Below are 12,316 nucleotides of genomic sequence, written 5' to 3' on the forward strand. Positions count from 1 at the left end.
CGGTAAGACAATACAATAGGAGATACAAATGTTGATTTTTAAACGGTTAAGATATGGAATAATTTTTGGATATTTTATTCCGATTGTATTATTTTTTATCGCTTCTTTAATCGTTAGTATTAATATCAAAAAAATTCAAGACAAGCAAGAAATACTGAATACATCTAATCAAGTATCGGAAAGTATTGGGCATTTAGCGATAGAAATTAATCAAATGTCAATCGCGCTTCAGAACCACTTACTTGATCCTCAAGCTATCTATCTTAGTCAATATCAGAATGCACAGGATCAATACCAAAACATTGCTCAGTCTTTAGAAGAAATTTCTTGGCAAGAACAACAAATAAACAATTTACAATTACTAACACAGCAAGTCCTCAAAAAGAAAGAATTAGAACAGCAAATTATTCAGTTATTAAACCAAAACAACTCTGAACAGGCGTTGCAAGCTTGGAAAGATCTAAAATATCTAGATATTAATCAAGAAATATCAGCTTTGATTAGACGTATTGATCAGCAAGAACAAGAAACTGTACAAGTAGAAACTCAACTTCAAGAACAAGCCTTTAATCATGTAATTTGGATGACTTGGGTTGTCACCGGAGTTTCCTTATTGCTTTCTGTCATTTTGGGCGGATGGATTATCACTCAAATTATTCGGAAATTAGAGAGTGAAGCGAGTGCAATTGCTTCTGCTACCACAGAAATAGCAACTACTGTGGCTCAACAAGAACAAGTAGCTGTTCAACAAGCTGCTTCTGTCAACCAAACCACAACCAGTATCGATGAATTAGGGGTGTCTGCTCGTCAGTCTGCCGAACAAGCTACCGCTGCTGCTGAGGGAGCAACTCAGGTGTTAATATTGGCGGGAGGAAATCATCAAACAAATTCAGAACGATGGGAGGAAAAAACAAATCTCAAAACAAAAATGAGTCAAATTCAAAACCAAATTATTCGTTTGAGTGAAAATATAAACCAGATATATAATATTACTAACCTTGTCACTGATTTAGCCAACCAAACCAATATTTTAGCTCTCAATGCTTCGGTTGAAGCGGTGCGGGCGGGAGAACATGGTAAAGGATTTGGAGTCGTTGCTAGTGAAATTCGTAAACTGGCTGATCAAAGTCGCACATCCGCTCAAAAAATAGGGGTATTAATCTCTGAAATTCAAAAGGAAACGAACTCAACCATATTAGTAACAGAAGAAGGATCAAAAGCAGTTACAGAAATTGGTATAGCGATTAACGAAGTGACGGTAAACGTTCAACAAATTTCTTTAAATGTTCAACAACAAGCAATCGCAATTGAGCAAATTGTTGAAGCGATGAATAGTCTCAATATTGGTATTCAAGAATCAACAAATGGCATTTCTCAAACTAAAATTAGCACCCAACTCCTAAATAAAACCGCTAATAACTTAAAAGAAATCGTTTAATTCCTAACTTTAGAGGATTGAGTAAAAATGATGATTGAAGATGATGAACTCAGAGAAGTCTTTAGAACCGCCAGTGAAGAACATTTACAAAATCTTGATGATGGTTTTTTGTACTTAGAAAAAAATCCGCAAGATTTAAACAGACTTGAAGAACTTTTGCGAGAAGCTCACAGTCTCAAAGGAGACGCGGGAATGTTAGGGGTCAAAGATATTGCCACTCTTGCTCATCAAATTGAAAATTTATTAGGCGCGATTAATCAAGGGCGAGTTATTTTTTCCTCAGAAGTGAGTGATTGCTTGTTTCAAGCCCTAGATGCCCTGCGGAAACTTGTTCAAGAAGCCTCTACAGGTGAACCTTCTGGTGTAAAAACCTTTCAAGTAATGGCGAGTTTAATCGCGGCTGAAGGTCAAAGCTCACTGGAAACTCAACCTTCTAATGATACTCATCTTTCAGAACAACAGACTTTAGAAGTATCGGAAAATATCGAGGTTGAAACGATCAAACCTTCCCCAAAAGAACCCCCTAAAATTTTATTAGAAGAACCTGTTATTAACCTCAATTCCTCACCAGAAGAACCCCCTCAGCCTTCTTTAGAAAAACCGATCAATACCTCAGTTTCTTCTCTGAGTTATCCGGTAAATCCATCTCCAAAAAACGACGATAAAGTTACTTTTGATGGTAGCACTCATCGAATTGAAACTATCCGTGTTTCTACCCGTCAACTCGATGCGTTAATGACACAAACGGGAGAACTAACAGTTACTAAAATTCGTATTGTTCATCGACTCAGTGAAGTAGAAGCCCTCACCCTATTATGGGAAGAATGGAGTCGAGATGCGTTTGTGAATCGATTTGTTCTCAATGACTTAGAAACCCAATCCACAAATACTCATAAAGCGATTGAACAACTCCACAATTATTATAGTCGTGCAAGTCAACATCTAGAAAAATTAGGAGCGTTAGTCAATCAATTAAGAGGTTCTCTCTATGAAGATACCGCCCGGTTAGAGCTAATTTCTAATGAACTTGAAGACGATATTCGCACTTTACGACTGTTGCCCCTCTCAACTATTTTTAACCGTTTTTCTCGGATGGTACGTGATCTCGCCCGACAACAAAATAAACAGGTTGAACTTCTCATAGAAGGCGGGGAAACACGAGCAGATAAACGGATTTTAGAGGAAATAAAAGATCCTTTAATGCACTTATTAAGAAATGCAGTTGACCATGGGATAGAATCCCCAGAAGAACGACAACAATACGGTAAACCTCCTATTGCTCAAATTTGTCTCCGAGGCTATCAAACCGCTACCTCTGTTGTGATTGAAGTCAGTGATGATGGTCGAGGAATTGACCCCGAACAAATTAAAAAAACCGCTCTAAAGCGAGGTCTTTATCCTCTCGAAGAACTCGAAATAATGACCTCAAAACAACTTCAAGCACTGATTTTTTCTCCAGGTTTTACAACCCGTACATTAGTCACAGAAATTTCAGGTCGGGGTGTTGGGATGGATGTTGTGCGGAATAATGTTGAACAGCTTAAAGGTCGTGTTGATTTAGAGTCTGTTCCGACAAAAGGTTCTACATTTCGGATGCAACTGGGAACCGCCTTAGCAACAACCCATGTTTTAATTGTCGGTGTGCAGAATATTTCCTATGGTATTCCTGTCGAATTTGTTCGCACAACTCGCTTAGTTTCTCCGAGTGAATTATTTACCATTGAAGGACGAGATACAATTATTTTTGAAGAACAGCCTCTTTCTGTGGCTCAATTATCTGAACTGCTTGAACTCGAATCTTCTCACAAAGAGATGAATGCTTCTACAACCTTTCCTTGTATTGTCTTGAAAGTTGGAGAGGAAAAATTAGGCGTATTTGTTGATACTTTAATTGACGAACAAGATGTTGTACTCAAATCTCAAAGTCAATTGCTTAAACGAGTTCGCAATATTGCCGGAGCGACGATTCTAGGAACAGGTGAAGTGTGCATGGTTTTAAACTCACTAGATTTAATTAAATCGGCTCGTAAACACTTGAGTTCTAACAGAAAATTTGTTAAAATAGAGGGAAAAAGTCATCAAGAATATCGTGAACAAAAATCGGTAATCTTACTCGTTGAAGATTCAATTGCCACCCGCACTCAAGAAAAACGAATCTTGGAGGCAGCCGGTTATGAAGTGATCACGGCTGTCGATGGATTAGATGGATTTAATAAACTGAAAACACGCAACGTTGATGCCGTCATTTCTGATGTGCAGATGCCGAATTTAGATGGTTTGAGCTTAACTACAAAAATTCGTGAAAATCAAGACTATAATGAGTTGCCGATTATATTAGTCACTTCTTTAGCATCTGATGAAGATAAGCAACGAGGAGCAGAAGCCGGAGCCAACGCCTACATTACCAAAAGTAGTTTTAATCAACAGGTACTACTTGATACTTTGAAAAGACTGATTTAATCCCAGAAAGAGACTTAAAAAGAGTGACTCATGGTGAAAATAATCGGTTAAAATAAAGTTATAGATTACTCCGTCATTCTACGGGGGAGTCATCTGTAACCGTTGGTCAATTCACCCTTAAAAAAATCCGAGCTAACCCTACACCTGACACTGAACAGAAACTCTCAGTGTGTCGTTAAAATGCTCAAATGTTTAATTTTCTGACAACTGAACAGCCAAAATATGCCAATCAAAGTTTTTCTGGTCGATGATTCTCCCGTTGCTCTCATTGTTCTCAAACGTATTTTAAATTCCTCTCCTGAAATCGAAGTCGTCGGCAGCGCTCACACGGCAAAAGAGGCATTAGCACTTATTCCGATCATCAAACCCGATGTTATTTGTACAGATTTTCATATGCCGCACATGGACGGATTGGAATTTACACAAGAAATTATGGCAAACTGTCCTCGGCCGATTTTAGTGATTAGTACCGCAGTTCAACGGGAAGATACTTATAATGTTTTTCAATTGTTGAATGCGGGTGCAGTTGATGTATTTCCCAAGCCCAAAAATGGATTACTTAATGAAAATTCTCAACTCGCCCAAGATTTAATTCGTAAAATCAGAATTTTGTCAGGAGTCCGAGTTTTTACTCGCAGAAACCGTTCCTCTGACAGTTCTCATCGGGTGAATTCTCCGGCTAATCTCCCGGCATCTTCCCCTTCTATTTCGACCTCAAGTTTGATCTCAAAACCGATTCGGATTGTCGGGATTGGAGCCTCAACAGGCGGCCCCCAAGCATTACATACCATCTTAACTAAACTTCCGGCTAATTTGTCTGTTCCGATTATTTGTATTCAACATATTAGTGAAGGTTTTTTACAGGGTTTAGTCAATTGGTTGAATGTTCAATGTTCTCTCTCGGTTCAAATTGCCCGGAATGGCGAAATTCCTCAAAATGGAATTGTTTATTTTGCACCCGAACGCTATCATTTAGAAATAGATCGTCAAGGTCGATTTCTCTACAGCAGTGCGCCCCCTTTAGCGGGACATCGGCCTTCAATTACGGTGACATTTCAATCCTTAGCTCGATATTACAGCGATCGCAGTGTGGGGATTTTGCTCACCGGAATGGGACGAGATGGAGCAGATGGAATGGCAGCGATCGCTCAAGCTAATGGCATAACCATCGCTCAAGACGAAGCGAGTTCAGTGGTGTTTGGAATGCCAAAAGAAGCGATCGCGCTCGGGGCGGCTCACCAAATTCTGGCGATTGATGCGATTACTTCTGTGTTGTTACAGCACATCGAGCGTCGCCACCCAAAGCACCTCAAAGCAAACGACAGAGGTTCAAAGAATATTTAAGCATTTCCGCTCAGAACTTGCGTAATCACCTCAGACAGGGTTTGTGGATTGAAGGGTTTAGTTAGATATTCTGTCGCTCCGGCTAAACGCCCTTGTACCTTCTCAAACGCCCCATCTCGGGCTGTCAGCATAATAATCGGTAACGTTTGAAATTGGGGCAAATTTCGGACTGTACGACAAAGTTCTAAGCCGTCAATCTCCGGCATAGTGACATCGAGAAGTAAGATGGATACCTTCTCTTGGTATAATAGGGATAGTGCTTCTACCGCGTTGTCAGTGACAAGAACTCGGTAATCATTCCCAAGAGCTTGTTTGACCAGACCGTGCATTACTGGACTATCATCAACTGCTAAAACAGTGGGTATGGAATGATCAGTTATGGCAGACATATTCGCCGCTTTCCTTTTTTGATCTCATGTCCGCAGGGGGGTTGAGAAGTTCAATCTCTATTAATAGTTTAAACGACCTGATAAAAGAACTCTAAATTCTCTAGATATTGATCGGTTTATTTGGGGCTTCAAGCGAGAAAGAGCATTAAACACATTGGATAGAGAAAATTTAGAGTAGAGTGGTCAGATCTCAAATTTATCAAGTTTAAATCAGATTCTTGCTCATTTTAATAAAAATTGTAACGAATTTTCGCGAAAAGTACATCGTCAATGGGTAAAATAAACTGATTATTTGTCATCTGTTCGTCCGTTTGGAAGCTATTTGAATCATTAGTTTGAGAGCAACAGCCTTGGATAAAAATCTTCTTAGACTTCCAGACAAACCCCTTCAAGTCTTGTTATGATTAAGACACACTCTAAAAAATAGTAAGATCAAGACCAGGGAATCGAAGATGATCATGGATTGATAAATAGATTTCCCTAAATTCTGAATCTTGAGTGTAAAAATCTGCTCGCTCAATTTTTTTAGGGGAATAGGTTAAAAATGGTAATCAGACTTTCAGATTATCGTACAATGGGGCAACAAGAGAACCTATCTCTACAGGAAATTATGGGATTTCAAGCCGGAGTCACCTTTGACCATTTGCTCAAAATCGCCATTCATATTGCTCAAGCTCCCGTCGGATATATTAGCTTGATTGATGCGAGTTGTCAGTGGTTAAAATCACAAGTCGGTTTACAAGCCCAAACCTATCATTATCTTGACTTTTGTGAGACGGTTATTTCTCTACATTACCCGGATAATTGTTTTAAATCTGCAAAAACCCTCAAGAAAGATCAAACATCTTCTCCGACAGAAACCCGTTCACCTTCAGATGCGGGGTTATCTTCTTCCTCAAAAAATTTCGCTCCGATTATTTTAGAAGATCTTTCGACAAATAAACAGTTTCCGACTCATCCCTTACTGAAATTCAATCCCGCAATTCGTTGTTATTTTGGTATCCCAATTCAAACAAAAGAAGGGGTATTGGTGGGAATGCTATCAATCATGGACTATGAACCTCGCCATTTGAGTCCTGATAGCCTACAGGCGTTAGAAGCGATCGCAGAGCAAGTCAGTGTACAGATGAATTTACATCGTCAACTGATTCATGCAAAAGGAAAACTAATCAAACTTGAAAATACGATCCAAAAACGCTCCTCAATTTGGGATATTGTCCGTCAAGAACGAGATTTTGTGTGTAACGTTCTTGATACTTTAAGTGCATTAGTGATCGTACTCGATCCCCAAGGAAAAATTATTCGTTTCAATCGTATCTGTGAAGAAATTAGTGGATATTCCGCCCAAGAAATCGAAGGAAAAACACCTCAAGAATTTGGGTTATCGATTTATCATTCACCCGTTGAGACTGACGCTTTCTCCTCAAAATCTTCAACCTCTCCGGCTGAGTTTCCCCCCTATTGTGAAAGTGAATGGATCGATCTAAATCGTCGGACTCACCTGATCGGTTGGTCAAATAAAATTATTTATAATCCCGATGGTTCAGTCGAACATCTGATCGCCACCGGAACTGATATCACCATGCGCCGGGAGTCAGAAAAAATGCTGCGTTTATTAGAACGAGCGATCGCAGCAAGTCCGAGTGGTATTGTGATCAGTGATGCCAAAGCCAAAGATAATCCGATTATTTATTGTAACCCGACTTTTGAACGGATTACCGGATATTCTAGCAGCGATATTCAGGGAAGAAACTGTCGATTTTTACAAGGAAATGATACCGATCCTCAAGCCATTGAGACAATTCGGAATAGCTTGCGAGAAGCAAAAGATTGTTTAGTCACCTTAAAAAATTATCGCAAAGATGGGACTCCATTTTGGAACGAACTGGCAATTTCTCCCGTGCGAGATACAACCGGAGAAGTCACCCATTTTATTGGCATTCAAACCGATATTAGCGAACGAAAAAGAGCCGAAGAAGCCTTAAAAACCAGTGAAGAACGCTATCGACTTTTAGCCGAAAATGCCACAGATTTAATCTCTCGACACAACTCAGAAGGAATCTATCTTTATGCTTCTCCGGCTTGTCGAAAATTGCTCAAATATGAACCAGAAGAACTAATCGGACATTCCGCTTATGACTTCTTTCATCCCGAAGATGTTGCTTCCGTTAGAGCTTCCCATCAAACCTTACTCGCCCAGGGTGAAATCTCCCTCGTCAGTTATCGCATTCGTCGCCGTAATGGGGAATATATTTGGTTTGAAACCACCGCTCACGCCGTTCGAGATCCCCAAACCGGAGAAGTTCAAGAGTTAGTCGCCGTTTCCCGAGATATTACCACCCGCAAAAAAGCCGAAGTCTCTCTCCTGGAACGATCGCATTTATCCTTGCTCGAAGCCGAAGTCGGTAAAGCGTTAGGACAGGGCGGAACAACGATTACCATTTTACAAGCTTGTAGTGACGCCATTGCGAGTCATCTCAGCGTCACAGGTGTAGCGATTTGGACAGTAAACCGCTCAACGCATCACCTAGAATTACAAGTCACATCCGGTCAGTGTGAAGTAGAAAATTGCTCAGACTGTCCAGAACGGATTAGTCACAATTGTTTGTGTCTCAATTTTGCCTTAGTCGTCGAAGGAAGACAAGTGGGGATGATGGAAATTAGCAGTCGTCGTTCCCTGACAGAACAGGTTCAAAATGCTTTATATTGGATTGCAAATGCGATCGCAGTGGGAATTGACCGAGTAGCAGCTTTAGAAGAACTTCACAGTCGTCGCGAAGGGTTGTTGTTCCGTTTGGCGAGTCAGATTCGTGATTCTCTCGATCTCAATACGATTTTAGCCAAAGCTGTCAGTGAGATTAGAAGTTTATTACAAGTCGATCAATGTCATTTTCTGTGGTATCTTCCCACAACCGATCCGCGATCTAGTTTTGTGATCACTCATCAGGCTCAGTCTTCTAATCTCTCTCAAGGTTTGGTGGATTATCCCCCCGATTGTGTCAGTTGGCTATCGGAGAAAATCGAGCAACATCAAAGCGTTCAAATTAATGATAGTAGTCAAGTAGACGGATTAGATGGACAAACCCGAAGCGCCTTACATCAAGTCGGAGTCGCTTCCATGTTGTTTTTACCCCTAGAAACTCGTTCCGGTCAACGAGGAGCGATCGTGTGTAATCACTATCAGAATACTCACGATTGGACAGTCAACGATGTGGAGTTGTTACAGGCGGTGGTTGATCAGTTAGCGATCGCTATCGATCAAGCAGAACTCTATGCTCAAACCCGAGCGGCGGCTTTAGCGGCTCAAACCCAAGCGGCTCAACTTTCTCATGCGTTACTGGATTTACAAGAAAAAGAAGCTAAACTCATTCAAAGTGAAAAAATGTCGAGTTTAGGTCAGATGGTTGCAGGTATTGCTCACGAGATTAATAATCCTGTTAACTTTATTTATGGCAATCTCGACTATGTGAGAGATTACACTCAAGATTTATTAGATGTTCTCAGGCTTTACCAGGAAAGTTATCCAACATCGAGTCCAGAAATTAAAGAGAAAATTGAAGAAGTTGATTTAGAATTTATTAGCGAAGATTTACCCAAAATTATTGCTTCAATGGAGATGGGAGCCGATCGCATTCGGCAGATTGTGGTCAGCTTGCGAAACTTCTCCCGTTTGGATGAAGCGGAAATGAAGCCTGTTGATATCCATGAAGGCATTGATAATACACTATTAATTTTGCATAGTCGCTGGAAAGCCAAAAAAGTCGGTTCTGGTGTGCAAATTATTAAAAACTATGCCAATCTTCCTAAAGTTGAATGTTATGCAGGTCAACTCAATCAAGTGTTTATGAATATTATTAGTAACGCTATTGATGCCCTTGATAACCGACCTGATCCTCGCCAGATTACGATTGATACAGAGTTATTTGAGGTGAAAAACCCCGCAGATCGCTTGAATATACCTTATGTTCGGGTCAAAATCAAAGATAATGGCTCTGGTGTTTCTACTGCTGTTCAAAATCGTTTATTCGATCCGTTCTTTACAACAAAACCTGTGGGAAAAGGAACCGGGTTAGGGTTATCCATCAGTTATAAAATTGTTGTGGAAAAACATGGTGGATCGCTCAAGTGTTTGTCTGAACCCGGGCAGGGCTGCGAATTTTGGATCGAAATTCCCGTAGAACCGCCCCCTGAGCTACGACCCAGAGATTGAGTTCAAAGAGAAACATCTAAAAAGCTGTTAAACTCTAGAGCTTTGAGGGGTTTCAAGTCTACGTTGACACTCCCACGCCGTAAACGGCGGGGATTCTTGGTTCAGCGAGTCCACTTAATACAGATAGGGCGACCTATCTATACCAGAGATGGACTCTCCTCAAGCGTTTTGCTCCATTTCAGAAGCCTGTTTGGGTATGCCCTACCCTACAGTTCAAAACCTAAATCTTGGTTTCTCTGTACTTGTTGCTTGAAGCTTTTACCCGTACAAGCTTTCCTGTACCGAACCCCATAACTTCAGTGCGTCAAGGTGCGCTGCCTTTTCGGCGACTGGGTTTTTAGTGTGGTTGATTACCCTTTCCACAAAAGAAAGTTTAGCATAAAGCCGTCCTCAAGGACGGGGCTTGTACCCCAATTTTTTCGGTAAAAAAAAAAATAAAATTTCCACTTCAAAAGACTTGACACTTTTAGGGGGAATGCTGCTATTATGATATATGGTTACGCAGTGGGGCGTCGCCAAGCGGTAAGGCATCGGGTTTTGGTCCCGACATTCGGAGGTTCGAATCCTTCCGCCCCAGTTAGATTGATCAAGTGACCCTAACGGGATTAGAATTATTGAGCGGTGATCAGTCTAAGCTATTTTTACTATTCTTGACTCAACTTCGCTTAACATAGAAAGTTGATACAGGTTTTGATATTCATCCTCATTTCCGGCAGCAACAGTTAAACAAGCTGATTAACTCCATGAAAACAGCAACCAGTCGGGAGCTTTCTAATCAGTTTTAATGAAAAGCTGAAAAAAGTCTATTGGGGCAAGAAAGTTGTGTAGTCTGGTAGCTATTACGTTTCAAGTTGTGGAGGCGTAACTGTTGATAGACTAAAAGAGTATATCAAGGAGCAAGATCGACCTAAATAGTTGCTGGGTCGTATTTATAACGGCTTGTATTTATACGCCCCGTCCCGTCGCCAACATAAACTTATGGTGCGGGTCTTCTTGCTCCATTAAGATAAAGCTATAGCGCTACGCGAATACATTATTGTCATTTCTAAATCCTAAAACCACTACCCAGTCTACTGTTCCCTGTTCCCTGTTCCCTCTCTTGCAAACTTTGCTCTCGCCGGAAACCGCCGGGCCGCAAGTTTGCGCTGTTCCCTATTCCCTAGCGCTATATATTTGGGAAAGTAGATTAGACCCTCCCTGGTGGGAGAAACACCTCATTTTAAAATATTGAAAATTTTATGAAAATCTTAATGATCTCAGCAACATTTCCTTATCCACCCACCCGAGGCGGAACCCCCATTCGCACCTTTAACTTACTGCGGTATTTAAGCCAACGACACCCAGTTACCCTCGTCACCCAACGCAGTGAAGATGTTTCCGATCAAGAAGTTGAGGGGTAATACCCATCTTTAATATATCGAATTCCTGAGCGCCCGTAAACTGATTTGTCCGATTTCTCCTTTCAACTAAACCCTTGATCGACTCAATGGATCACAGTTCAAGCTTAAATTGTTATCGATCCAACTAACGCATTTTTCGCAGCATCTCAAACGCTTTTCCCCGCAAACCGACTGGAAATAGAGACAGGAAGAGTCCTGTCCAAGCTTTCCCCGGTGAGAAGGACTGAGACTCCCAAACCAATTGTTGACCTTTTTGGGTATCGCCATTTTCAATTAACCGCAGTCCGAGTAAGAGTTGACTTTCTTGTAAACGCGATCGGCGAATTTGTTCTAAAGATTGATCTTCAAACTCATAACTCTGTAAATATTGCACTTTATCTCGCAAATAGGGAATCGCCCGATGAATTCCTTGTTGTTCGGGGTGAACCCGATATTCCATCAACCGTTCCGGGAGATAGTAAGCCTTTTTCTGTGCGATCGCCAAACGGACTAATAAATCGTTATCTTCGCAATTTTGAATATTAGGACGCATATATCCGACATCCAGTAATGCTTGACGGCGAAATAGAGTGGCGCCAATTTGAAAGCTTTGTTGAACAAAAACAACGGAGAGTAAATTTTCAACTTCTCCCTCTTGTAATGAAGTTCTTCCCCAACGTTGCGAGTTGGTTTGGGTGGCGGGTTCATCCCGAAGATTATCAATATTAATAATCCAGTGATCGGTTCCCACAAAATCGATCTGGGGATGTCGATCTAAAATTGCGGTTGTTTTGGCGAGAAACTCCCGAGTCAGGCGATCGTCATCGTCGAACTTGATAAAATAGTCTCCGGTGGCGGCTTCAAACCCCGATCGCATATTGTTACTTTTTCCGATATTTTTGGGGTGGCGAATGTAGCGAACGCGATTATCCTCAATTTTAGACATCATCTCCGCCGTTCCATCCGTTGAACCGTCATCGCACACGATCAATTCAAAGTCTTGTTCGGTTTGCTGGAGAACGCTGTTAATCGCCAGGGGAAGGAGGTTAACCCGATTAAAAGTGGGAATGCAAATGCTAATTTTAGGCATTGCTTG

At 41.0% G+C, this 12,316-nt stretch carries 6 protein-coding genes, 1 tRNA gene and 1 pseudogene; 6 read left to right on the plus strand and 2 right to left on the minus strand.

All coding sequences use genetic code 11. The annotated features are described in order from the left end of the window. Positions 1-28 precede the first annotated feature (28 nt). The 3 genes from L8106_RS03240 (at position 29) to cheB (ending at position 5,242) form a co-directional block, all read left to right on the plus strand. Positions 29-1,438 (plus strand): methyl-accepting chemotaxis protein, encoded by a 1,410-nt coding sequence (locus L8106_RS03240; protein WP_009782758.1) that lies wholly within the window; start codon positions 29-31, stop codon positions 1,436-1,438. Between the two features lie 30 nt (positions 1,439-1,468). Continuing rightward, entirely contained in the window at positions 1,469-3,898 is a 2,430-nt protein-coding gene (locus tag L8106_RS03245) for a hybrid sensor histidine kinase/response regulator (RefSeq protein WP_083798362.1), read from the plus strand. Between the two features lie 222 nt (positions 3,899-4,120). Further along, positions 4,121-5,242 carry a chemotaxis-specific protein-glutamate methyltransferase CheB gene (cheB, locus tag L8106_RS03250; protein ID WP_009782760.1) on the plus strand — a complete coding sequence of 374 codons (1,122 nt, stop codon included), beginning with the start codon at positions 4,121-4,123 and terminating at the stop codon, positions 5,240-5,242. Here the strand turns inward: cheB and L8106_RS03255 are convergent. Then, positions 5,239-5,631 (minus strand): PleD family two-component system response regulator, encoded by a 393-nt coding sequence (locus L8106_RS03255; protein WP_009782761.1) that lies wholly within the window; start codon positions 5,629-5,631, stop codon positions 5,239-5,241. The two genes, cheB and L8106_RS03255, sit on opposite strands and share 4 nt — an antisense overlap. A 544-nt stretch (positions 5,632-6,175) precedes the next feature. Between L8106_RS03255 and L8106_RS03260 the strand changes: the two genes are divergently transcribed. From L8106_RS03260 to L8106_RS31940, 3 genes and pseudogenes are all read left to right on the plus strand, one after another. Further along, positions 6,176-9,841, plus strand: a complete 3,666-nt coding sequence (locus L8106_RS03260) for a PAS domain S-box protein (RefSeq protein ID WP_039895384.1) — start codon at positions 6,176-6,178, stop codon at positions 9,839-9,841. Positions 9,842-10,346: 505 nt separating this feature from the next. Continuing rightward, positions 10,347-10,418: transfer RNA gene (locus L8106_RS03265), tRNA-Gln, on the plus strand. Between the two features lie 661 nt (positions 10,419-11,079). Further along, positions 11,080-11,235 (plus strand): annotated as a pseudogene (locus tag L8106_RS31940) (glycosyl transferase family 1); the annotation flags it as partial. A 130-nt stretch (positions 11,236-11,365) separates the two neighbouring features. Here the strand turns inward: L8106_RS31940 and L8106_RS03270 are convergent. After that, positions 11,366-12,310, minus strand: coding sequence for a glycosyltransferase family 2 protein (locus tag L8106_RS03270; RefSeq protein WP_009782764.1), 945 nt, complete (start codon positions 12,308-12,310; stop codon positions 11,366-11,368). Between the last annotated feature and the right edge of the window lie 6 nt (positions 12,311-12,316).

The sequence above is a fragment of the Lyngbya sp. PCC 8106 genome (assembly GCF_000169095.1).
Lineage (GTDB): Bacteria > Cyanobacteriota > Cyanobacteriia > Cyanobacteriales > Microcoleaceae > Capilliphycus.

What these genes read in the sequence shown, in the direction of transcription:
- L8106_RS03255 (WP_009782761.1), bottom strand. Translation starts at nt 5,631, where the DNA reads ATGTCTGCCATAACTGATCATTCCATACCCACTGTTTTAGCAGTTGAT.
- L8106_RS03260 (WP_039895384.1), top strand. Translation starts at nt 6,176, where the DNA reads ATGGTAATCAGACTTTCAGATTATCGTACAATGGGGCAACAAGAGAAC.
- L8106_RS03240 (WP_009782758.1), top strand. Translation starts at nt 29, where the DNA reads ATGTTGATTTTTAAACGGTTAAGATATGGAATAATTTTTGGATATTTT.
- cheB (WP_009782760.1), top strand. Translation starts at nt 4,121, where the DNA reads ATGCCAATCAAAGTTTTTCTGGTCGATGATTCTCCCGTTGCTCTCATT.
- L8106_RS03245 (WP_083798362.1), top strand. Translation starts at nt 1,469, where the DNA reads ATGATTGAAGATGATGAACTCAGAGAAGTCTTTAGAACCGCCAGTGAA.
- L8106_RS03270 (WP_009782764.1), bottom strand. Translation starts at nt 12,310, where the DNA reads ATGCCTAAAATTAGCATTTGCATTCCCACTTTTAATCGGGTTAACCTC.